This is a genomic window from Brevibacillus fluminis (assembly GCF_003710825.1).
In the GTDB taxonomy this organism is placed as follows: domain Bacteria; phylum Bacillota; class Bacilli; order Brevibacillales; family Brevibacillaceae; genus Brevibacillus_D; species Brevibacillus_D fluminis.
The window spans coordinates 718,319-740,932 of the sequence record NZ_RHHQ01000012.1 but is presented as its reverse complement, the minus strand read 5'-3'; the positions used below and the strand labels follow the sequence as shown (position 1 = coordinate 740,932).

Here is a 22,614-nt window from a genome sequence, read left to right as displayed (position 1 = left end):
ACCATTTGGACCATCCACTCGTCCCTTCCTTGTTTGTGTCGCGTTTTGTTTCAAATTCTCCTCATTCTCTCTGCCTTTTTGTTACTAGGTTCGCTATAATAACCGTAGAAGAAGATGCGAAAGAGGTGGATCAACAGCGATGATTCACACCAAACGATATTATTGCAACACTTACGAAGCGGGCGGGCGCGAACTGATCATTGAAGGTCCGGTAGAACCGGAGCGACTCGCCGCCATGACGTTTGATGAAGGTCTCAAGGCTTTCCGTGTCCCGGAGGAACAGCAAAAAGCATTAGTCGAAATCGCCGAATTGCCGGAGGGCCGTATCATCATCGCCCGGGATGGAGATTTGGTGCTAGGCTATGTGACGTATCTTCACCCCGATCCGATGGAACGGTGGTCAGAGGCCAAGATGGAGGATTTGCTGGAGCTTGGCGCGATCGAGGTCAGCCATAAAGTCCGCGCTGCTGGCGTGGGCAAGGCGATGCTTGAGCTATCCTATCTCGACGACGCGCTGGAAGATTACATCGTGATCAGCACGGAATATTACTGGCACTGGGACTTGAAAGGCACGGGTCTCGATGTATGGGGTTACCGCAAAATCATGGAAAAAGTCATGGGCAGTATCGGCATGATTTGGATGGCGACCGACGATCCGGAGATTTGTTCCCATCCCGCCAACTGTTTGATGGCTCGCATTGGCAAGCGCGTGCAAAATGACAGAATCATGCGATTTGACCAGGTCAGATTTCAAAATAGATTTATGTATTAGGAAGCGGAGAGGAGTTTTTTCCATGCGATTGGTTGAAATTATGCGTCCGAATCCGAAAATCGTGACACCGGCAAGCACCATCGGGGAAGCATTTCGGCTTTTGCGGGAAAACCGCATCCGCCATCTGCCTGTGATTGATCAAGGGAAGCTCGTCGGAATCGTCTCGGACCGCGATCTGCGTGATGCGCTGCCGTCCTCCTTATTAAACCATGAGGATGACGAGATTGTTTTTTCCCGTCCCGTAACCGAAATCATGAAGCATGAGGTGATCACCGGCCATCCCCTCGACTTTTTAGAGGATGCGGCCAAAACGGTCTACATGCACAAAGTCGGCTGCTTGCCGATCGTGGACGGGGACGAGCTGGTCGGGATTATCACCGAATCTGATATTTTCCACAACTTGGTGGAGCTATTCGGCGTTAATCGCCCCAGCTCCCATATCGAGGTCGAGGTGGAGGACCGTGTGGGCGTGCTTGCAGAAGTCAGTAACGTGTTCCGCGATGCCCAGACGAATGTGACCTCGGTCATTGTTTATCCTTGCCGTGTCCCGACCCGCAAGCTGCTGGTCTTCCGCGTGCAAACGATCGATCCGCGCAATGTGCTGCAGCTTTTGAAAGAACGCGGCTTCCATGTTGTCGCCCCCATCGATGAAGGGGGACCTTTATCTTGAGCCAACAATCCCGCTTCATTTATTCGCCTGAATACGCGACCTACTATTTTCACGCGGACCATCCTTTCAACCAGAAGCGGCTGATTTTGACTCACGATCTCATGCAGGCATACGGGCTGATCGATGAGGGGCAGATCTCCCAGCCGCGCTATGCGACAGACGATGAGCTCGCGCTGGTTCACGACCGCAAATTCATCGACACCGTACGCGCACAAGGACACAGCGAAAACGAATTGCCCCAAGCGCCCAGCTACGGGCTGGGCACGGAGGATGTCCCTTGCTTTCCCAAGATGCATGAAGCGACTTCACTGATCGTTGGCGGGACGCTGCAAGCGGCAGACATTGTGATGAACGGGCAAGCCTCGCATGCCTTTAATCCTGCCGGCGGCTTGCACCACTCATTTCGCGGGCGAGCTTCCGGCTTTTGCGTCTACAACGACTGCTCCGTCGCCATCGCCTATTTGCGCAAGCATTGGGACGCACGCGTTCTCTATATTGATACCGATGCGCATCATGGCGACGGCGTGCAATGGGCTTTTTATGACGATCCCAACGTGCTGACCCTGTCCATTCATGAGACGGGCAAATATTTGTTTCCTGGCACTGGCGATTTGAGTGAGCGCGGTGACGGAATCGGCTACGGTTACTCCGTGAATGTTCCGCTGGAAGCGTTTACGGAGGACGACTCGTTTCTGGAATTGTACAACTCGCTTATTCCGCAAATTGCCCGGGGGTTCAAGCCTGACGTGATCCTGACGCAAAACGGCTGCGATGCGCATGCCTATGACCCGCTGACACATCTATCTTGCACGATGCGCATCTACCAAGACATTCCGCGGCTGGCACATAAGCTCGCACATGAGCTGTGCGGCGGGCGCTGGATTGCAGTTGGTGGCGGGGGCTACGACATTTACCGTGTCGTCCCACGTGCCTGGACGCTCTTGTGGAGTGAAATGACCGATAGGCCCTTGTCTGATGGTCCGCTTCCACAAGCGTGGACGAGCAAATGGAGCGGGGATAGCGAACTGCCTCTCCCCACCCATCTGTTTGACGACGTGCACCCCTTCCCGCCGATTCCGCGGCGCGCCGAGATCACCGAAAAAAATCGCGTGATCATGGAACGAGCTTTGATGTATGCGCCATTGGGATGATTGTTGACACCCATCGTCACGCGTACAAACCAGCCAAATTTTGCGGCTGGTTCTTTGTTTGAACGTTTGACCATTTGAAAAAAGAAGCGAAAGGAGACCATGCTTTGTCTACCACTACCCATGATTCAGCCCCTTTTCCCGACATCGACCGTCGCACACTGGTCGGCGATTGTGAAAATTGCTTTGGCTTGTGCTGTGTCGCGCTGCCTTTCGCGGCTTCCTCCGACTTCGCAGTCGATAAACACGCCGGCCAGCCCTGTACCAACCTGCAGCCGGATTACCGTTGCGGCGTGCATCTACGATTACGACAAATCGGCTTTCGCGGATGCACGGTGTATGACTGTTTCGGGGCCGGGCAACACGTTTCCCAATCGACGTTTCGCGGCAAAGACTGGCGTGATCATCCCGGTACCGCGAAGCAAATGTTCGAGGTATTTCCAATCATGTGGCATCTCCACGAGCTGCTCTGGTATTTGAGCGAAGCGCTGACATTGGCCGCAGCCCGTCCGATTTATGATGAGCTCCGCTCCGCACTCACCGAAACACAACGGCTTACCCAGCAGTCACCTGACAAGCTGGCGAAAACGGATGTTGCGACGCACCGTGCAGAGGTCAACCAGCTGCTATTGCGAACAAGCGAGCTTGTCCGCGCGAATGCCAGACGGGATCAAAAGGAGCGTCGCGGTCTCAAGAAGCCGATCGGCCGGGGAGCCGACCTGATCGGCGCCAATCTCAAAGGGGCTGACTTGCGGGGCGGCAACCTGCGCGGCGCGTATTTGATCGCTGCTGATTTGAGCAGCGCTGACTTGCGCGCTGCTGACCTCATCGGCGCTGATTTGCGAGACGCGAACCTGTGCGGTGCCGATCTCACCGATAGCCTCTTTCTCACGCAAGCCCAGCTCAATTCAGCAAAGGGCGATGCTCGCACAAAACTGCCGCCCAACCTCACGCGTCCGGCGCATTGGTCGGCCTAGTTGCACATCGATCAGAAGAAAAAAAGGCACCCCGCTCTTTTTCGCGGGGTGCCTCTCGTTTTTCTTATTGTTCGTCAACGATCAGCTTGTTCAATTCATCCGGTACGAAGCCTTTGACCGCCTTGCCGTCGATGACCGTCACCGGAACGCCCATGAAGCCGAATTTTTCCACCTCGTCGCGGTACTCGGCGCTGGTCATGACATCGCGAACCTCGAACGGAATGCCTTGCGTAGTCAGCATTTGCTTGACCATGTCGCACTCGACGCAGCCTTTCGTGGAATACACAATCGCTTGCTTGCTCATTTATCGCTTCAGTCCTTTCAGCATTTCCATAACTATCTCATAAGATCGTTGGGATGCCAAGTGCGTGAACTCCGCGAAGTTTACATGGGCCGAACCGTCCGCTTTATCCGACATGGAACGGACGATCACAAACGGCACATCGTTCATCGCACTCACCTGCGCGACCGCCGCCCCCTCCATCTCGATGCAATCGCCATTGAACGTCTCGTACAGAGCCGCGACTCTCGACGGGTCCGCGACGAATTGGTCACCGGTCAAAATCCGCCCGCTGATGACGCGATGGTCACCGGTCACCTTGGCAGACGCTTGCATCGCCAATTCCACCAGTTTGCCTTCCGCCTCCCATGTCCATTTATCCGCATACGGAATCTGCCCAGGTGCAAATCCCAGGGCTGTCACGTCCATGTCTTGCTGGATGCAATCGGTCGAAACGACGATGTCACCGATGTTCAGCTCCGGATTGACGGCTCCCGCAACCCCTGTGAAAATGATTGACTCCACATCAAAACGGTCGATAAGGATTTGCGTGCAAACGCTCGCGTTCACTTTGCCAACTCCCGACTTCACCAGAACGATGTCATGGCCGTCCATCTGTCCCGTATAGTAGGTGATGCCTGCCTTGCTTACTGTGTCTTTTGTTCCCATTGCTTCCAAATAAAGCGCAATTTCCTCGTCCATTGCGCCGATGATACCAATACGCATTCTTTTTCCTCCTGTTGAAAAGCTGGGCTTTCGCTCGTGTTACTCCGTGCCCTAGCTGTATGTACTGCCGATCAGTAACGCATCGCTTTTCTAATCCGCATGCGAAAAGGTGGCCCCGCCAAACAATTGGCGGAGCCGTAGTGGTTGTCGCGCATGTTCCGCTTACTGCGGGCGCGTGCTTTGTCTGTACTCAATGCGGTGCGGCAGGAGGACAACATGCTCCTCGACATGCTCGTTGTTCATGTACTTGGTCAGCAGACGCATCGCCACAGCGCCGATGTCATACATCGGTTGCACGACTGTGGACAGCTTCGGCCGCACCATTTCCGCGAGGCGGATGTTGTCATGACCGATGATCTCAATGTCGCCCGGTACGGATTTGCCCGAATCTTGGATCGCATGGATGGCGCCGATCGCCACTTCATCGTTAGCTGCAAACACAGCCGTCGGCGGGTTATCCAGCTTCAAAAACTCATTCATGTTGCGCAGACCGGTTTCATACCAGTAGCTGCCGCTTCGAACCAACTCTTCATCAAACGCGATACCGGAATCCGCAAGCGCTTGCTTGTATCCTTCAAAGCGGAGCAGGCCGCCCAACGGATCTGTTTTTGGCCCGGACAAGATGGCGACACGCTTGTGACCGCGATCGATCAACGCTTTGGTCGCGTCATACGCTGCCTGGAAATGATCGATGGTAACGGATGGCAAAATGTTGTCGGCATCGCGCGTCGCGGCCAACACGACCGGAACCGCTGCTGTCGACAATGTTTGCAAATGGTCTTCCTTGATCTCTGAGCCAAGGAACAACAGCCCGTCTACCTGTTTTTCCAGCAATGTGTTGATCAATTGCAGTTCTTTTTCCAAACGGTTGTCCGAGTTGCACAAAATGATGTTGTACTTGTACATCGTCGCAATATCTTCAATCCCCCGCGCCAGCTCGGAGAAAAACAAGCTGGAAATGTCGGGGATGATGACGCCGACCGTGGTCGTCTTTTTGCTTGCCAGACCCCGTGCAACTGCATTGGGGCGGTAGCCGAGACGTTCGATTGCCGCCAGCACTTTTTTGCGCGTGGTCGGCTTAACATTTGGGTTGCCATTTACTACACGGGAAACTGTGGCCATCGAGACGCCTGCTTCCCTCGCTACATCATAGATTGTGATGGGCATCGCGAAACACTCGCTTTCACCTTAAACTTTTTGTTTTCATACATTTTCATAGGTACTTTTACAATACCCCAAGAGTGAAACAAAAAACAAGCCTTCCTTTGGAAGGAAGGCCTGTTTTTCCTAGCGCTGTTCTCAATTTCGACCAATTAGCGAGCAGCAACCGGGATTTCTTGTTTGTAAAGACCGGAAGCAAGCAGATCATCCACCATTTTGTTGAATTGCGGAATGTTCAGCTGCTGTTTGGCATCGGAGAGAGCAACATCCGGATCAGGATGCACTTCCACCATGATACCGTCGGAACCAACGGCAAGCCCTGCTTTGGCACATGGCAAGAGCAGGTCGCGGCGACCCGTCGAGTGCGTTACGTCAACGAATACCGGCAAATGCGTTTCTTGTTTGAGCAATGGCACTGCGGAAATATCCAGCGTGTTGCGCGTCGCTTTTTCGTACGTGCGGATACCGCGCTCGCACAGCATGACTTGGCTGTTGCCCTCGGACAGGATGTACTCAGCTGCGTAGATGAATTCTTCGATCGTCGCAGCCAGACCGCGCTTGAGCAGAACCGGATGGCCCAAACGGCCTGCTGCTTTCAGCAGCTCGAAGTTTTGCATGTTGCGCGCACCGATTTGGATCACGTCAACGTATTTCGCTGCCAGTTCCAGATCGGATGGCGTTACGATTTCGCTGATGGTAACGAGATTGAACTCGTCGCCGATGCGTTTCAAAATTTCCAGACCTTCTACACCGAGGCCTTGGAAGTCATATGGAGACGTACGTGGCTTGTACGCCCCGCCGCGCAGTGTGCGTAGGCCGCGTTTTACGTGGTTTTCCGCTACTTCTCTCACTTGCTCGTAGCTCTCTACCGAGCAAGGGCCCGAGATGAGGATCGGGGATGTGCCGCCGAACTCCACGCCTTTGATCGTGATGACTGTGTCTTCCGCTTTCTTTTTGCGGCTGACCAGCAGCACTTTTTTATTGTCGCTCTTTTGCAGGTCAAGCGAAGCTTGGAAGATTTGCTTGAACAGATGGCGAACTGTATCGTCAGTGAAAGGACCATTATTGTTTTCTACCAGCAGGTTCAGCATTTCACGCTCACGCTCTGGATCGAAGCGGTTGATGCCCTGCTTCAATTTTTCCTGTCCAATTTCTTGAACCAGTCCAGCACGTTTGTTCATCAGTTCAAGAATTTGCAGGTTAATCTCATCTACCTGTTTGCGCAGGATTTCTACTTGATCTTGGCTCATCTTAATTCTCCACCTCTCCTATATTGCCCAACCATTCCAACGCGAACATCGGGCTCGTCGACTTTTATTCGCGTAAAGTTAGGGACTATTATAATTGATGTAAATTCCTTTGTCAGCATTTTAGCACCAAAAAGCGCGAAAGTGAATTGTAAAAATATTTGTAACGTTTACAAGGGAAAATCAGGAACAGTTTGCCCGTTTTTTCGACAGGATTCTCCCTCGGCAAAGTAGAATTAGTATACCATATAACTAGAAAGCAACACTAGCTCGTAAGGAGTGACCCCCGCCTTGTCACAGGAAGCAAATGCTGGTAAGCAGGATCTCATCTTTTCATTAGATATAGGAACCCGAAGTGTCGTCGGCCTGATTGTTGAACCTGTCGATGACAAATTTCGCGTCGTCGACTGCTGCATTCAAGAGCATGACGAGCGTTCCATGCTGGATGGACAAATACACGATGTCGTGGCGGTCGCCCGCGTCATCGAAAAGATTAAGCAAACATTGGAAGCAAGCCACGGTCCGCTCTCAAAAGTCGCCGTCGCCGCTGCCGGACGATCATTGCGCACGCGCCGGGTCAGCGTCGAGATCGACATTCGCCATCAGGCGTTTCTTTCCCGCGAGGATGTGATCACGCTGGAATTTTCCGCCGTGCAGGAGGCGCAAAGCCAGCTCGCCATCGAGCTGAATGAGACGGATGTAACGCGCTACTATTGCGTCGGCTACAGCGTCGTCAATTATTTCCTCGACGGTGAAATGATCGGCAGCCTGATCGACCAGCGCGGTGAGACTGCCCGCGTCGATGTCATCGCCACCTTTTTGCCGCGCGTCGTCGTGGATTCGCTGCTCGCCGCCCTGAAACGCTGCGATCTGGAAATGCAGGCGCTGACGCTGGAGCCGATCGCCGCGATCAACGTGCTGATCCCCGTCACCATGCGCCGCCTGAACATCGCGCTGGTCGACATCGGTGCCGGAACGTCCGATGTGGCATTGACGGAAGAAGGAGCGATTACCGCCTACGGCATGGTTCCCGTCGCCGGCGACGAAATTACCGACGCGCTGATGAACGCCTTTTTGGTCGATTTTCCGATGGCCGAAGAAGTCAAGCGCAAGCTCTCGACGGAAAGCCCGATTCCGTTCACCGACATACTGGGGCTTGAGCATTTGCTTTCTGCCGACGAGATCATCGCCGCCATCGATCCGGAAATCGAGCGGCTAGCGAGCAAAATCGCGGACAAGATCACTGAGTTGAACGGAAAATCGCCGCAAGCGGTCATGCTGATCGGGGGCGGCAGCCTGACGCCGCGCCTGCCGGAAAAAGTTGCCGCTTTGCTGAATATGCCGGCTCAGCGCGTTGCCGTCCGCGGCGCCGACGCGATCGCCCAGCATGTCGGGACGCACCCGCTCTTAAACGGACCCGAATTCGTGACGCCTGTCGGCATTGCAGTTGCGGCGCGGCGCCATCCGATCAAATACGTTACAGTGACAGTCAACGAGTCTGTGCTGCGCATTTTTGACCTGCGCAAAATGACGCTCGGCGACGCCGTGCTGGCAGCCGGCTTGGACGTCCGCCGCCTGTATGGCCGTCCCGGCCTCGCCATGACGCTGACGGTCAACGGCCGGATGAAGATCATCCCGGGCGGCCACGGCACACCGCCTGTGATCATGAAAAACAATGAGCCGGTCGGACTCGACGCTCCGATTGCCGATGGCGATGCCATCATCGTCGTGCCGGGCGAAAACGGACAGCAGGCGAGCGCCTGTGTCAAAGATTTGCTTGATATGATCGACACGCTCGATGTTTCATACAATGAACAGCCATTTTCCTTGGAGCCGCTCGTCTTGGTCAACGGAACGGCGCAGCCGCTTGATTATTCCGTAGCCGACCGCGATGAGGTGATTGTACGCCTGCGCACTACCGTTGATGAAGTGCTCGCCGCTCTTGCGGAAACCGGTGCGACGGTAGTGCCACCTTCACTGGATGGCAGCTCCCTGGCTTTCTCCCTCAATGGGCACGACTATACGGTCCCGTTCCATGAAAGCCAGCTGCTCGTTAACGGCCAGTCTGCATCGGGGACCACCCGCGTCCGTACAGGCGACAATATCGTCCATCGCGTAACAGAGCTACCTGCGCCGACGATTCAAGACGTGATCCCGTTGGAAGACTGGGTCCAGGAAGAACTCAAAGTCGTTTTCAACGGACAGCCTGTGACGATCAAAACCGCTTCGGTTTCCATTACAATGGATGGCGAACCGGCTGCGGCCGACCATATAGTCAAGCCGGATGCCGTGATCAACGTGAAAACAACAGTCGGGGCAGCTCCCGTTTTCAATGACGTTTTCCGCTATGTAGAAGTATCTCTCACACAGCCTGCAAGCGATGGCATCGCCAAGCTGATCATGCTAGTCAACGGTGAGCCCGCCACCTTCCAAACCGAAATCAAAAGCGGGGACAAGCTTGAGCTGTACTGGGAATCATAAGGAAAGAAAAAAACGGCTTCACCGCACAGACGGGAAGCCGTTTTTTCTATGAACACTTGTGTTATTCATTGCGCTCCTACTCTTTACGCGGAACGAAATTGAAAATCTCGTGCGATTCCAGCGTATCGATCAGGCGCAAAAGCCAGTCGTAGTAATCAAGACCGTTGCGAATCAATGTCAAGCTCCGCTCCGTCGCCTCCCGCTGTTCCTGTGGAAAATCCGGCTTGGCCAAAAGCGCGATCAGCTCATTCTCCGACTTTTTCAACGCATGCGCATTTCCTTCCGCGGCATTCCGCCATTTCAAGGAAAAGAAATCAATGAAATTCTGATACCAATCAGATGCCACTTCATAATGGTCTTTACGCGTCCCCTTCATCCAAATCTTGGAGACCATATTCAGATCCATCAATGTGCGAACGCCGGTACTCATGCTGGTTTTACTCATCCCCAAGGCAGAGCCCATTTCATCTAGGGTCATCGCTTTGTCCTGAAACAGCAGTGTTCCATACAAAAAGCCGGTTGATGTGGTAATTCCGTATAGGTCCATGTTTTTGGCCAAAGCCTCTACGACCCGTTGTTCTGCTTTTCTTATTGCTTCCTCATATTTTGGTTCCATGGTCGAAACGCATTCCCCTAGTTCAAATTCATTACTCTCACTATACCGTTCAAGATGAAAAAAGTAAATATGACCGATCGTACAGCATATACAAGGAATACGGAGTATTCGGCAAGAAAAGTACGTAAAGTTTTTTCTGAACGTAAATTACAAACGTTTTTCCCCGATTTCCAGCTTTGTGGGAAAAATCGATCTTCGTTACAATGGGGGTCAATCGTTTTGACCAACGAACTGGAGGTGAACGCATGGCTAAACTTGTAGTTGAGGGTTTATCCAAAATCTTCGGACCCAAACCGATGCGTGCGATTCCCTATTTAACAAAGGGAACCAGCAAGGCGGAAATCTTGAAGGAAACCGGCTTGACGGTCGGCGTGAATCGCGTTTCCTTTTCCGTCCAGGAAGGTGAAATCTTTGTCATCATGGGTCTGTCCGGCAGCGGGAAGTCGACTTTGATTCGTCTGCTCAACCGCTTGATCGAGCCAACCGATGGAAAAATTCTTATCGATCAGCAAGACATCGCTTCGATGAGCACAGATGAGCTGCAGCAGGTGCGACGCAAAAAAATGGGCATGGTCTTTCAATCTTTCGCCCTGTTCCCCCACCGCACCGTTTTGCAAAATGTCGAATACGGCCTGGAAATTCAAGGGGTGGCCAAAAGCGAGCGCGAGGCAAAAGGAAAAGAAGCGCTTGCCTTAGTCGGTCTTGCGGGCTGGGAAAACCATTATCCGATCCAGCTTTCCGGCGGGATGCAGCAGCGCGTGGGCTTGGCCCGGGCACTCGCCAACTCGCCCGACATCTTGCTGATGGATGAAGCATTCAGCGCGCTTGACCCGCTGATTCGCAAAGACATGCAGGATGAGCTGTTGGAACTGCAATCCACCATGAAGAAAACGATTTTGTTCATTACGCACGATCTGGATGAAGCGTTGAAGCTGGGCGATCGCATCGCATTGATGAAGGATGGAGAGATCGTGCAAATTGGCTCTCCGGAGGACATCATGACCAATCCTGCCAACGATTATGTGGCACGCTTTGTCGAGGACGTGGACCGTTCCAAAATTTTGTCTGCCAGCCATGTCATGAAACGACCTGAGACGATCACCCCTGACAGGGGGCCGCGCGTCGCCCTGCAGTTGATGCGGGAGCGCGGGGTGTCCACGCTATATGTCGTCGATAAACGCAAAAAGCTGCTCGGCGTGGTCACTGCAGATGGCGCGACACAAGCGCGCGATCAGGAGCTGACGCTGGAAGCGGTTATGCTGCGCGACACGCCTGCCGTGTCCCCTGATACGCTCTTAAACGAGCTGTTCGACCTGCTGGCCACGTCATCCGTACCTGTTGCCGTCATCGGTGATGAGGGACGCTTGATGGGTGTCGTCGTCAAAGGCTCCGTACTCGGCGGATTGGCTGGCAATTTGCCGCTTTCCGCGGCACCGCAGACTACTGAAACCGAGGTGAATGCCTTTGAATAATCTCACGACAAAACTGCCACTTGACCATTGGATAGAAGCATTCGTGCAATTTTTGGATGATCATTTCGGGGGACTTTTTGATTGCATATCGTTCGTCATCGACAGCTTGGCCAGCTTTTTTACCGCACTCCTGACGATTGCCCCCGCCTGGCTGCTGATCGTGCTGCTTACGCTCATCGCCTACCGCGTCGGCAAATGGCGCATGTCCCTCTTCACGCTGCTCGGCTTACTACTCATCGATAATTTGGGCTACTGGGCACACACGATGGATACGCTCGCGCTCGTCTTGACCGCAGCTTTGATTTCCGTCGTCATCGGGATTCCAACCGGGATTTGGTGTGCCAGAAGCAACAGTGTGCAGAATGTAGTCACGCCACTCTTAGACTTCATGCAGACGATGCCCGCGTTTGTGTATTTGATTCCGGCGATCTTCTTCTTTGGACTGGGGAAAGTCCCCGGCGTGATCGCCTCCGTCATTTTCGCAATGCCCCCAACGATCCGTCTGACGAATCTGGGGATCCGACAAGTACCGAAAGAATTGATCGAAGCCGCCGATGCCTTCGGCTCCACCGCCGGGCAGAAGCTGATCAAAGTCCAGTTTCCACTCGCCAAGCCGACCATCATGGCTGGCGTCAATCAAAGCATCATGCTGGCATTATCCATGGTTGTCATTTCTTCCATGATCGGTGCAAAAGGTTTGGGCGCAGACGTCTATCGTGCAGTTACGCAAATCAAGATTGGTACCGGCTTTGAAGCGGGTATCGCCATCGTGATCGTCGCCATTTTGCTGGATCGATTCACACATGGATTTCAGACTGTCTTTAAAAAGTAAGATTGGCCACACCGCCTTACTCAATATCGATAGAAAGAAGGAGCGATTCGACATGAAAAAAACCAAACCGTTGTTTCTCGCGCTTAGCATGTTTGCCGGTTTCGGCGTACTTGCAGCGGCTTGCTCGCCAGCTGCTCAGCCATCGTCCCCCTCTGCACCCACTGAGGCGTCCGGCAGCGTCGGGGAACAAGTTGACCATAAAATCATCGGGATCGATCCAGGTGCTGGCCTGATGAATGCAACCGAAAAAGCGATCAAGGAATATGGCCTGGACGACTATGAGCTGGTGGAAGGCTCCAGTGCCGCGATGACCGCCGCGTTAGCGGAAAGCTATAAAAACAAAAAGCCGATCGTCATCACTGGCTGGACACCCCACTGGATGTTCTCCAAATACGACCTGAAATATTTGAAAGACCCGAAAGGCGTATACGGCAAAGATGAAGAGATCCACACCATCGTCAGAAAAGGGCTGAAGGAACAGCTGCCATCCGCCTATGCCTTCCTCGATAAATTCGAATGGCAACCGGCGGATATGGAAAAGGTCATGCTCGCGATTACGGATGGAAAGTCGCCTGAGGACGCTGCTGCGGACTGGGTCGCACAAAATCAGGACAAAGTGAACAAGTGGGTGGAAGGGATTGCCCCTGAGCCTGGCAAGAAAATTTCATTGGCATATGTCGCCTGGGATTCGGAAATCGCCAGCACCAACGTCGTCAAAACCGTGCTTGAGCAAAAATTGAAGTACACGGTGGAAATGAACCAGGTCGAGGCGGGCCCGATGTGGGTAGGTGTGTCGAATGGCGATGCCGATGCCATGGTCGCAGCTTGGCTGCCGACAACACATGCGGATTATGCGGAAAAGCTGAAGGGACAGTTTGAAGACCTCGGCCCGAACTTGAAAGGGACAAAGCTCGGTCTCGTCGTTCCGACCTACATGAACATCGACTCGATTGAAGACTTGAAAAAATAAGGCATGCCACAAAGAAACGGTACCTGTTCGACGGGTACCGTTTTTACAATGTTTGGAATAAATAAATCCACCAAAATGGTACAATATGGTTGTTTGTTTTTCGAACCAGTAAGGAGGGATTGTTTCGTTGCCATGAAAAAGAATCGATTCGCATTGCATTGTTTGCTGGCGAGCTTTCTCGCAGTTGGCTCACTAGCCCTTCCAGGCAACTTGGCACAGGCGAATACAGCAGTCGAAGGGTTTGGCATCACGTTGACCAAAACATTGGGAACTGACGAACAGACGAAAGGAAACGGATTTCAGCAGACCGCTGACGATGGATTTGTTATCGCAGGCAGCATTGGCTCTTCTGCATCCATTCCGTATCTGCTGAAAGTGGACAACCGAGGCGAAAAACAGTGGGAGCAGCGCTACCCTGCCTTTGCGAATACGGCGCTGTTCACCGTGCTGCCGCTGCAAAACGGCGGTTATTTCGCTGCTGGCTTGCAGCATGCGAAAGACACATCGCCGCTTCTCTTCATGATGAGTGTGGATGAACACGGGAAGCTACTGTGGACACAAACATACAAGACGATCGCAGAAGCCCCCGAGTCGCCTCCATCAGCGGCATTCGAAACTTCGGATCACAGCGTAGTGGTGACAGGCCAAGGATTCGCTCTGCTGGTAGATCAGGTGGGCAAGCTCGGGTGGCAGTATGCGGACCCAGCCATCAAAGGAATCTCCGCGATCACCGAGAATGTCACAGGACAAGTAACGCTTGAGGGTGCCGGACTGCATGTTACGATCGACCGCCAAGGCAAGAAGCTGCAGGCTACTGTCTCGCCGCATGCCGACACCTTTCAAGCAGCAGCCCGATTGGTCGATGGCGGCTATGTGTATGTGAACAAATTCACGGACCGGATCATCAAGGTAGACAAAAGCGGCTCCCTGGTTTGGGAGAAAAATCGCGACATCGATTTATACTCGGCAACCATGATTGAGGGTACGGCTGATGGTGGATTTGCCCTGATTTCCACAATGGGGCAAACCTACATGATCCACAAATTCGATGTAAAAGGGAATCGGATGGGCAATGCGCGAATCGGCACATCGGGCAAAAACGAGGTGCAGACCTTTTCCTCCGCCATCGAAACTAAGGATGGCAGCTACGCACTGATCGCCTATCACATCAATGAAGCGCCTAAAAACAGCGACATCTTGCTGTACAAAACGAATTCATTTGAAACGGCGAAAGTCCAATCCCTTTCCATCGTGCCAAGCGAGAAAACCATCATGGTTGGCAAGGCAAGCCGGGTGAAGCTGCTTGCCACGATGCTCGACGGCTCGGTGAAAGATGTCACCGCACAGGCCAATTGGTCATCGGATGACGAGGAGCATATCACTGTGGAAAAAGGCAAGGTGACGGGTGTACAAGCAGGTATAGGAAAAGTGGTGGCGATTTACGATGAGATCGGTATCACCTGCGAGCTGCTGATCCAACCTGCGAAATAGGAAGCACGCACCCGCATACTCCCTGAGAAAGGGTGACGCGGGTAATGCGTACAAAAAAGACGAGAACCTCCTAAATGGATGCTCTCGTCTTTTTTGGTGCTTGTTTGGCTTATGTTTACGCGTTTACGGCTTCCCCGATCGCCTGTTTTGTGATTTTCCAATGGGATGTATGCCACTTCACTTCACCATTGTCGATCAAGAAAATTTGCGGCGATTCATGTTTAACCCCGAAGCGGCTCTCCACCTCGTTGGAAACCGGGCGATCCTCGCGAACGAGAATCATCGCTGCCGGGATGTCAGCGCCCTGCAAGTACGCTTGGTACTCGTCATGCGCCGCCGTGCTGATCGGGCATACCGTGCTGTGCTTGAATAGCAACCGCTTTCCGCCTTCGCCGATAAACTGGTCCAATTCCTCGATGCTATGTAGTTGTTTCATCACATAAGCTCCTTTCGCATGTAACGCTCTTCTCCCCCACTATAACGCAAAAGGTAAGCGCGATGCCAGTCGCGAAGTGCTTATGGTGATTTGGCAAGCATCCACAGGTGTAAAGAAAAAGACGCCTTTTGGTTGTAGGTCATCCCTTTCTTTACACACGACAAGACTACACGATCTGTACCAGCCTGTTCCGGATTTCCGTGCACCATCTTTCGTCGCCAAGCGATTGTGCGAGAAGAAACAGATCGAGCAGTTCATTTACGCGATTTTCTACGACCGTACGGACAGCGGTCTCTTGATTTGTTTCCGATTGATCAGCAACATATACGAGAAGATGGGATAATTCCGAAATCTGTTCGAACTCAATCTCTTGCTGGCTCGGGGCTGGCCCAAGCTCTTTCATTAATTGTTTCAAATCTTCTTTAATAATCTCAACCACCTGCGAATGTGAACATTCATAATCGCCGCACACATGTACCGGTACGTTGTAAATCTTCACGCTTCTCCGATACACGACATTGCGCAACATGATCGTCATTTCACTTCCACAGCGGCTGCATTTCTTCAGCATGAATGTTTTCACCTCAATTCCTCGCTGGTTGTACCTTTCTATACATTCTTTTATCCTAATCGAAATCCTGTCAGAATGCTTGTGGTACTTGGTGGATGACATGCCATTTCATGCGTATGCCCTAGCATTTTTCATGCCGATCTTCTCGTTCGTCTGGAGCAAGATTTCCTTTTTGCCGTTCTATGTTTTCGCTTATGAGATGACACGCATTTCTTTTTCCTCAGCTGAACGAAAAGCATGCTCGTATGGCATTTCGCAATTTGTATGAGTCTGCACTTGCGTTTATACCCGTGACGTCGAATGACGGTGACAAATTTGCCAGAAGGCAGCACGAAAGCCGTCCGGCCGGCGCCGCTGCGGTGCCAGCAAAATTTGTACCGGAGTCGCCGTATTAGCGAGAACTTGTATTCCTATTTTTCGTAAAACGGACAAATACCCCCGTCTTCCGATTGGAAAGCGAGGGTATTTTGCTTGTTTCCATATGAAACCTACAGATAAACGGCATTTACCTTTTCGCAATGAGGGCACACGGCAACTTTGCCGTTCCGTCCCCATTCATCCTCCACGCGATACCCTTTGATCTTGTCAGAGTAGCAAAAGAGGCATTCGGTTTTGAAATCCATGTCATACTGTGCCTTCCAGACGATCGATTTGAAGTCTTCCCCCACGTTAATCGTAATGGTAACATGCGGCTCATCCTGTGGTATTGTGAACGCTCGGCGCATAAAAAGTGTCATCCTTTCGGCTTGCTTTGTCTTTTCGTATCCTTTAGCTTTTCCAAGTTTTTCGAATCATATACCACAACATTTTGCAAATATGGGCGTCTGCCTCGTGACCCCTTTGGGATTACCGCCATATGTTATGGATGTAAGTGAAAAGAGAAAAAACATCAAGGAGGAAGTCATTTATGAGCAGCATTTTTAACGGTGGTTTCGGAGATTGCTTTGCGTTGATCCTGGTGTTGTTCATTCTGTTGGTTATCATCGGCGCAGCAGAGTGCTAAAAAACGGTACCCCTAACTACTTTTTCATATAAGGAGGATGTAACATGGGTGGAATTTTTGGAGAAGACTGCTTTGCATTGGTACTGGTGTTGTTCATCTTGCTCGTAATCGTTGGGGCAGCTGACTGCTAATCGATGAACGCACGGGAAAAGGGCTGGCACATTCGCCAGTCTTTTTTCAATTTGCGAACAAAGCGCCGCGTTCGGTAAGGCTCAATTGCGTGCAAATTGCGTACAATAGGGAGGAAGTCCAAGGAAAGCGAGGGAAAGCGTGATGAAAGATTCCCGTTTACAGCAGCTGGCAAGTAATCTCGTCAACTACTCAACCCGTGTGCAGCCGGGTGAAAACGTGCTGATTTATGCGGTCGGCACTGTCCCTGAATTGGTCAAATCGGTCATTTCCGAAGTGTGCAAGGCCGGCGGCAACCCTTACGTCCAGCTGATCGATCCGGCGATTCAGCGTGAGCTTCTGTTCAACATCAATGAAAATCAGCTGTCGATTATGCGCGAGGCGGATGTCGCCTTCATGAAGCAGATGGATTGCTACATAGGTATTCGCTCGGGCGACAACATCAATGAGCTGTCGGATGTACCGAGCGACAAAATGAGCTTGCACAGCCGCCTTTTTGTACGACCTGTGCTGGATGTTCGCGTACCCGAAACGAAATGGGTGATTTTGCGCTATCCGAACGCGTCCATGGCCCAGCTTGCCTCCATGAGTACGGATGCCTTTGAAGATTTTTATTTCAATGTGTGCAATCTGGACTACAGCAAAATGTCAGACGCAATGGAAAACTTGGTAGCGCTCATGGAAAAAACCGATCAGGTTCGCATCACGGGCCCTGGCACCGACTTACGTTTTTCCATCAAGGGGATTCCGGCGATCAAATGCGCAGGCGCAAACAACATCCCGGACGGCGAGGTGTTCACTGCCCCGGTGAAGGATTCGGTCAACGGCGTCATTTCCTATAACACGCCGTCCCCGTACCAAGGCTATACGTTCGAGAATGTAAAGCTCACGTTCAAGGATGGGAAGATCATCGAGGCAACAGCCAGCGATACGGAGAGAATCAACAAAGTGTTCGATACGGATGAAGGTGCGCGCTATGTAGGGGAATTCGCCATCGGGGTGAATCCGTACATCCAAAATCCAATGAAAGACATATTGTTTGACGAAAAAATTGACGGCAGCTTCCACTTTACGCCTGGGCAAAGCTATGACGAAGCGCCAAATGGCAACAAATCGTCGATCCACTGGGATCTCGTCTGCATACAGCGTTCGGAATGGGGCGGCGGAGAAATTTATTTCGACGAAACCTTGATCCGCAAAGATGGCCGCTTCGTCATACCCGAGCTGGAGTGCCTGAATCCAGACAAGCTGCGGTAGCAAAAAAAAAATAAAAGACGATGGGCTGGCAGACACCATCGTCTTTTTCTATGTTACGCCTTCACTTCAGCGTTTGTTTTCAGCAAGCGGTCTTTGTGGTCTTCCAAAAATTGCACAGTGCTCTGAATAGAATGTAAGGAAAAGTCCCAAGAAAATTGTTGAAATTCATCCATCCCTTCGGCCAACTTGGTACGGGATTTGGCCGTTTGCGCCAGCAAATCTTTTTGGTGCTGCAAACAAGCATCGAACAGCTTCTCTTGCTCTTGAGGTGTGCGCTTACCAGCAAAAAACAGCTTCACAAGCATGTCAGAACGAACGATCGGTGGCTGAATCGGCGTCATCATTTCTTTTTGGAACAATTCTTTTCCACTGTCTGTGATGTTGTATAGAATCTTATTCGGTTTGCCCGATTGAATGATTTCCCGTTTCGTTACCAGCCCTTCTTCTTCCAGTTTGCGCAGGGCAGGGTAAATCGCGCCGAAGCTGGCGTCATAAAAGAAACCAATGCTATTGGAAAAAAACTGCTTAATATCGTATCCGCTCATCTCCCCGTCATTTAAAAACCCCAAAATAATCGTTTTAACATCCATTATGAGCCTCCGAGTTTGTGAAAAGTTGTTCTGTACGTAACTAAGTATACTTACCTTGACCATTATAAAAGCTAAATCAATCATATATCAATATGATGGAAAGTGTGAATCAATATTTGGGCTTCCCACATGTTTCCTCCCACCATAAAATGATGCATACCTATCTGTTGTGGGGGGACATATGCGTGAAGAGGAAAAAATGGTCTGGTTATATAAAAAGTAAATACCCTATCTCCAGCAGTTTAAACCCACAAAATTTCCTCGTTCCGTTAGTGGAACAAGTCAAAGACGGGGTTGTTTCGATCGTGACAGAAGACCACGTCTCTACCTCTCGCGTGGACCAGATGATCAAAGAGCTGTTTCGCCAGCAATCCGCCAACAATCTGACAACGGAGCGCAGCTTCGGTTCCGGGTTCATCTTTCACCCAAGCGGATATATACTCACTTCCGAGCACGTTGTCGGCAAATCAAAAACCATCCTTGTCAAGCTTTGCAACGGACGGATTTTTGAGGCAAAACGTGTCCATAGCGATCCTGTTCGCGATTATGCGATCATCAAGATCAATGCCGACTGCCGCTTGTACCCGCTCCCGCTGGGTGATTCGACCCAGACCAAGGTCGGAGAATGGGTTATCAGCATCGGTTCCCCGTCATGTGCCAAAGGGATAAAAATGCCGAAACACCGCCACACTCCTTTCAAGGGGCAAAAAAAAAGCCGACCACTACTAGTAGTGAGTCGGAAGGGTTTGTACGTGATAATGAAATTATATCGAAAGTCCTATTGTAAATCAGTAGTCGGTTACAGGTAATACTCCCTACATTCACTACATCTGCCATATTCACACAAGAAATAAGACAACCACTCTGCTAGAATTGGTTGCCTTTATCAAGGAATGCACTGCCCCAAGAAAATCGTTACTAGATGGCGAGGCCGTTTTAGCCTCCCCTATTACTATAATCGACATCGCCAGCTGCAGAATTTATAGGATAATGATGGAAATGAGGGGAATCTTCTCCTGACACATCCTTTTCCAATTCGATTTCATCCCGGATTTGGAATGCCGTCATTGCCATAGAGCGGGATCTGTGGCTTTTGCTTGCGCGCCGCTTCCACTGTGTACCGGTAGATGCGAACCATCTGTTTGAATATTTTGCAAGCGGTTTATTCTCGCAAAGCTTCGATCAATCTATGCTATAATAGATACACAAAATGACGAACAGATAGTAGGGGTAATTTGCATGTCGGCAAACGTCGAACTTTCCATCCTTTTTGGATTTTGCATAACATTTGGAATGATCTTGTTCAATCGCGCGATTCCCAAGCAAGCGACGCGGACGGGCGGACCGTTTGCAGCCTTGTTTGTCATGCTCATCACTGTAAGCGTCATCCTTTTTAGCTGCATACCGCTCGTGCTGATTCTCACTGCGATTCTTTGGCTATCCGGCTGGCTATTCCCCAATCTGGTGGATCATACCCATTTGCTGCCCTTGTTCCTCTTTTCGCTCTTGAGCGTCATTCTGCTGATCTTCTATGAACTGCTGGCTGAGCCGTTCCTCAAAGCGTTTCTTCAGCAAATCGGCTTATCCCCGGAGTGGGTGGTCGTAGCGGAGTTGATCGCCACCATTTTTATCATGCTGCTGCTGTCCGCCACCATCGTCAAAGGGGTGCTCCTATCCTCGATGGCCGCACTCTTTGTTTCCACAGCATGCGTCACGTTCGGATATTTTCTCGATCGTGCATTCCCAACGAAAAAATCGCGTTAAGCCTTGTTTTCATCGATTGGCCGCTGTTCTTTGCCAGATGCAGAGAGCGGCGGTTTTTTTGCTGCCTCGGGCTGGTTGGCAACCATTTTCGGCAGCAGCTCCCGAAGCACATAGCCATATACCGCCTCCAATGCGGCCGGGCTCGGCTTTTGCATGCTCCCATCCCTCCTTTATTCCCCCATCGTATGCCGCATGGCTTGTCGAACATTTCCGCTGTTTTCACTGTCCAGGCCGTTTTCGCCTGCGCCATACATAGACTAAGGAAGAGAGGCAGGAGGTGAAGTGAGCCGATGAGAGCTGCGCTTTACGGACGGGTATCGACGGAAGAGCAGGCACAGGAAGGGTTTTCCATCGCCGCCCAAAAGGAAAAGCTTTCCGCATATGCCCATTCACAAGATTGGCAAATTGCCGACTACTATTTTGACGAAGGTGTTAGCGGAAAGCATACCGACCGCCCCGAACTGGGTCGTATGCTCCGCGATGTGCAGTCCGGTAGCCTGGATGTTGTGCTAGTCTACCGATTGGACCGGCTGACGCGCTCCGTGCTGGACCTGTACCAGCTGCTGCAAGAGTTCGAGCGGTACCGCGTCAGCTTCTGCAGCGCGACGGAGGCGTATGATACGACGACGGCGATCGGCCGCTTGTTCATTACGCTTGTGGCAGCACTCGCTCAGTGGGAACGGGAAAATTTGGCTGAGCGGGTGAAATTAGGAATGGAACAAATGGCCTTGGAGCAAAAGCGCCCCGGCGGGCCTCCCCCTTATGGCTTTGCCGCTGATGCAGAAGGACTTCGCGTCATCCCGGAAGAAGCGGAAGTGGTGAAAGATATATTCCAATGGCAGGTGGACGGACTCGGGGCAGCCGCCATCGCCAAACGGCTGAATCAGCGACGCGTGCCGCCCAAGCACGGTTCGCGCTGGGCAGAATCTACGCTGCACCGGATGCTGCGCAATCACGTCTACTATGGTGCGCTGCGCTGGAATTACGCGGAAAAAGGCACCGGTGCCAATCCACCGGAGAAATGGGTGCTCCTTGAGGATGTTTATGAGCCGATTATCACAAAGGAAACGTTTCTCGCGGCACAGTCGATGCTTTCGGTGCGAACGGAGCGTCATCCGCGACAGCTCGCCTCCGACTATCTGTTTTCCGGCTTGCTACACTGCGCCCGTTGCGGCCGTCCGATGTTCGGCAAAACCGGTCACGTCAACAAAAACGGACGCTCTTACAGCTATCGCTTCTATCACTGCACAGGAAAACGGATGCGTGAATGCGACGCCCCACTCATTCGGGAAGATCGCCTGGCCGAAAAGTTTGCCACAGACGTGCTCGCCCACATTGAACCCGATGAACGAGCTGCCCTTAGAGCGCTGGATCCATACAAGCACCCCCGCCAGCAAAAAACAGCGTCGCTTCAGCGCGAACTGTCAAAACTGCAAGCTCGCAAGCACCGCTGGCATCTGGCCTACCTCGATCAAGTCATCACGCATGAAGAGCTCGCGTTTGGCTTGCAAACCGAACGTGAACAAGAAGAGCGGCTGCGCGCACAGCTGGCGGAGCACGCTGATTGCCCGATCAGAGAAGCTGACTCTCCCATTCTTCTCATACAAAACCTCCCGCTAGCCTGGGCCTCTGCTAAACCGTTGGAGAAAAAGCAGCTGCTTTCTCTTTTGCTCGAACGGCTTGACGCAGATTGCGGTAAGCGCCAGGTTCGCATCGCAAACACCGTCTACCGTTAGCCGCCAGCGTTCTAATTGCCGCGAATGCAAAAGCGCCTCCCGTCTTTTTTACCATTTGCTCCGCGACGGTTCTCCGTTAGGTTTGGAAAACTCCGTCACAGCCGGGTTGCTACGTTGCCACCGATTCGCCGCGGGCAGCCTGTGCGAGCGCTCCTGCCAGCCATTCGGAAAATGACTGCCATTCCTGCTCGTTCACCTGCCGGTCTGCCGCCATCGTCATCTTGATCGTCCCATTGGTCGTCTCGATGACCGCAAGCGGTCGCTGCTCCTCCATCCGCTCTCCTC

The 22,614-nt window shown here is 52.0% G+C and carries 26 protein-coding genes; 15 read left to right on the top strand and 11 right to left on the bottom strand.

What is annotated here, in order from left to right:
- Positions 1-139 precede the first annotated feature (139 nt).
- From EDM56_RS17555 to EDM56_RS17540, 4 genes are all read left to right on the top strand, one after another.
- Positions 140-772, top strand: a complete 633-nt coding sequence (locus tag EDM56_RS17555; RefSeq protein WP_122919155.1) for an N-acetyltransferase — start codon at positions 140-142, stop codon at positions 770-772.
- 22 nt (positions 773-794) lie between these two features.
- Positions 795-1,442: a CBS and ACT domain-containing protein gene (locus tag EDM56_RS17550; protein ID WP_122919154.1), complete on the top strand. Its 648-nt coding sequence runs from the start codon at positions 795-797 to the stop codon at positions 1,440-1,442.
- On the top strand, positions 1,439-2,593 hold the full coding sequence (locus tag EDM56_RS17545; protein ID WP_122919153.1) for an acetoin utilization protein AcuC: 1,155 nt from the start codon (positions 1,439-1,441) through the stop codon (positions 2,591-2,593). The genes EDM56_RS17550 and EDM56_RS17545 overlap by 4 nt, the downstream gene beginning before the upstream one ends.
- 104 nt (positions 2,594-2,697) lie before the next feature.
- Positions 2,698-3,567: a pentapeptide repeat-containing protein gene (locus EDM56_RS17540; protein WP_122919152.1), complete on the top strand. Its 870-nt coding sequence runs from the start codon at positions 2,698-2,700 to the stop codon at positions 3,565-3,567.
- 64 nt (positions 3,568-3,631) lie between these two features.
- Here EDM56_RS17540 and EDM56_RS17535 read toward each other — a convergent pair whose 3' ends face one another.
- From EDM56_RS17535 to EDM56_RS17520, 4 genes are all read right to left on the bottom strand, one after another.
- Positions 3,632-3,871: a glutaredoxin family protein gene (locus EDM56_RS17535; RefSeq protein WP_122919151.1), complete on the bottom strand. Its 240-nt coding sequence runs from the start codon at positions 3,869-3,871 to the stop codon at positions 3,632-3,634.
- A complete protein-coding gene (locus tag EDM56_RS17530) occupies positions 3,872-4,573 on the bottom strand; it encodes a 5'-methylthioadenosine/adenosylhomocysteine nucleosidase (protein WP_122919150.1) in 702 nt (233 codons plus the stop codon).
- A 162-nt stretch (positions 4,574-4,735) separates the two neighbouring features.
- The gene (gene ccpA, locus EDM56_RS17525) at positions 4,736-5,740 is read right to left on the bottom strand and encodes a catabolite control protein A (protein ID WP_122919149.1); all 1,005 of its coding nucleotides are present in this window, start codon (positions 5,738-5,740) and stop codon (positions 4,736-4,738) included.
- Between the two features lie 146 nt (positions 5,741-5,886).
- Positions 5,887-6,984 carry a bifunctional 3-deoxy-7-phosphoheptulonate synthase/chorismate mutase gene (locus EDM56_RS17520; protein WP_122919148.1) on the bottom strand — a complete coding sequence of 366 codons (1,098 nt, stop codon included), beginning with the start codon at positions 6,982-6,984 and terminating at the stop codon, positions 5,887-5,889.
- A gap of 288 nt (positions 6,985-7,272) precedes the next feature.
- On the opposite strand from EDM56_RS17520, the gene EDM56_RS17515 reads away from it, so the two are divergent.
- Positions 7,273-9,462, top strand: a complete 2,190-nt coding sequence (locus EDM56_RS17515) for a cell division protein FtsA (protein WP_122919147.1) — start codon at positions 7,273-7,275, stop codon at positions 9,460-9,462.
- Between the two features lie 76 nt (positions 9,463-9,538).
- On the opposite strand, the gene EDM56_RS17510 is transcribed toward EDM56_RS17515, so the two are convergent.
- A complete protein-coding gene (locus tag EDM56_RS17510; protein ID WP_122919146.1) occupies positions 9,539-10,078 on the bottom strand; it encodes a GbsR/MarR family transcriptional regulator in 540 nt (179 codons plus the stop codon).
- Positions 10,079-10,323: 245 nt separating this feature from the next.
- On the opposite strand from EDM56_RS17510, the gene EDM56_RS17505 reads away from it, so the two are divergent.
- The 4 genes from EDM56_RS17505 to EDM56_RS17490 all read left to right on the top strand — a co-directional run bounded on the left by EDM56_RS17505 (position 10,324) and on the right by EDM56_RS17490 (position 14,843).
- Positions 10,324-11,550, top strand: a complete 1,227-nt coding sequence (locus EDM56_RS17505) for a quaternary amine ABC transporter ATP-binding protein (protein ID WP_122919145.1) — start codon at positions 10,324-10,326, stop codon at positions 11,548-11,550.
- Positions 11,537-12,382 (top strand): ABC transporter permease, encoded by an 846-nt coding sequence (locus EDM56_RS17500; protein ID WP_122919144.1) that lies wholly within the window; start codon positions 11,537-11,539, stop codon positions 12,380-12,382. Before EDM56_RS17505 ends, EDM56_RS17500 begins: the two co-directional genes overlap by 14 nt.
- Before the next feature lie 52 nt (positions 12,383-12,434).
- Positions 12,435-13,352 (top strand): glycine betaine ABC transporter substrate-binding protein, encoded by a 918-nt coding sequence (locus EDM56_RS17495; RefSeq protein ID WP_122919143.1) that lies wholly within the window; start codon positions 12,435-12,437, stop codon positions 13,350-13,352.
- A 132-nt stretch (positions 13,353-13,484) separates the two neighbouring features.
- Entirely contained in the window at positions 13,485-14,843 is a 1,359-nt protein-coding gene (locus tag EDM56_RS17490; protein ID WP_122919142.1) for an Ig-like domain-containing protein, read from the top strand.
- 115 nt (positions 14,844-14,958) lie between these two features.
- Here the strand turns inward: EDM56_RS17490 and ytxJ are convergent, their stop codons facing one another.
- From ytxJ to EDM56_RS17475, 3 genes are all read right to left on the bottom strand, one after another.
- Complete coding sequence (ytxJ, locus tag EDM56_RS17485) at positions 14,959-15,279, bottom strand: bacillithiol system redox-active protein YtxJ (RefSeq protein ID WP_122919141.1); 321 nt, start codon at positions 15,277-15,279, stop codon at positions 14,959-14,961.
- Positions 15,280-15,445: 166 nt separating this feature from the next.
- A complete protein-coding gene (locus EDM56_RS17480; protein WP_122919140.1) occupies positions 15,446-15,850 on the bottom strand; it encodes a hypothetical protein in 405 nt (134 codons plus the stop codon).
- A gap of 488 nt (positions 15,851-16,338) precedes the next feature.
- Entirely contained in the window at positions 16,339-16,575 is a 237-nt protein-coding gene (locus EDM56_RS17475) for a hypothetical protein (RefSeq protein WP_122919139.1), read from the bottom strand.
- A 182-nt stretch (positions 16,576-16,757) separates the two neighbouring features.
- Here EDM56_RS17475 and EDM56_RS17470 point away from each other — a divergent pair, with 182 nt between their 5' ends.
- The 3 genes from EDM56_RS17470 (at position 16,758) to EDM56_RS17460 (ending at position 18,239) form a co-directional block, all read left to right on the top strand.
- The gene (locus EDM56_RS17470; protein ID WP_122919138.1) at positions 16,758-16,853 is read left to right on the top strand and encodes a YjcZ family sporulation protein; all 96 of its coding nucleotides are present in this window, start codon (positions 16,758-16,760) and stop codon (positions 16,851-16,853) included.
- 44 nt (positions 16,854-16,897) lie between these two features.
- On the top strand, positions 16,898-16,984 hold the full coding sequence (locus EDM56_RS17465; RefSeq protein WP_122919137.1) for a YjcZ family sporulation protein: 87 nt from the start codon (positions 16,898-16,900) through the stop codon (positions 16,982-16,984).
- Between the two features lie 142 nt (positions 16,985-17,126).
- Positions 17,127-18,239, top strand: coding sequence for an aminopeptidase (locus EDM56_RS17460; RefSeq protein WP_122919136.1), 1,113 nt, complete (start codon positions 17,127-17,129; stop codon positions 18,237-18,239).
- A 53-nt stretch (positions 18,240-18,292) separates the two neighbouring features.
- On the opposite strand, the gene EDM56_RS17455 is transcribed toward EDM56_RS17460, so the two are convergent.
- Positions 18,293-18,829 carry a PadR family transcriptional regulator gene (locus tag EDM56_RS17455; RefSeq protein WP_122919135.1) on the bottom strand — a complete coding sequence of 179 codons (537 nt, stop codon included), beginning with the start codon at positions 18,827-18,829 and terminating at the stop codon, positions 18,293-18,295.
- 185 nt (positions 18,830-19,014) lie between these two features.
- Here EDM56_RS17455 and EDM56_RS17450 point away from each other — a divergent pair, with 185 nt between their 5' ends.
- A complete protein-coding gene (locus EDM56_RS17450; protein WP_122919134.1) occupies positions 19,015-19,638 on the top strand; it encodes a trypsin-like peptidase domain-containing protein in 624 nt (207 codons plus the stop codon).
- Between the two features lie 430 nt (positions 19,639-20,068).
- Positions 20,069-20,593: a hypothetical protein gene (locus tag EDM56_RS17445; protein ID WP_122919133.1), complete on the top strand. Its 525-nt coding sequence runs from the start codon at positions 20,069-20,071 to the stop codon at positions 20,591-20,593.
- On the opposite strand, the gene EDM56_RS31535 is transcribed toward EDM56_RS17445, so the two are convergent.
- The gene (locus EDM56_RS31535; RefSeq protein ID WP_183192493.1) at positions 20,590-20,748 is read right to left on the bottom strand and encodes a hypothetical protein; all 159 of its coding nucleotides are present in this window, start codon (positions 20,746-20,748) and stop codon (positions 20,590-20,592) included. The two genes, EDM56_RS17445 and EDM56_RS31535, sit on opposite strands and share 4 nt — an antisense overlap.
- 135 nt (positions 20,749-20,883) lie before the next feature.
- On the opposite strand from EDM56_RS31535, the gene EDM56_RS17440 reads away from it, so the two are divergent.
- Positions 20,884-22,329 carry a recombinase family protein gene (locus EDM56_RS17440; RefSeq protein WP_122919132.1) on the top strand — a complete coding sequence of 482 codons (1,446 nt, stop codon included), beginning with the start codon at positions 20,884-20,886 and terminating at the stop codon, positions 22,327-22,329.
- A gap of 109 nt (positions 22,330-22,438) precedes the next feature.
- Here EDM56_RS17440 and EDM56_RS31530 read toward each other — a convergent pair whose 3' ends face one another.
- Positions 22,439-22,603: a hypothetical protein gene (locus EDM56_RS31530; RefSeq protein ID WP_183192492.1), complete on the bottom strand. Its 165-nt coding sequence runs from the start codon at positions 22,601-22,603 to the stop codon at positions 22,439-22,441.
- Positions 22,604-22,614: the final 11 nt, after the last annotated feature.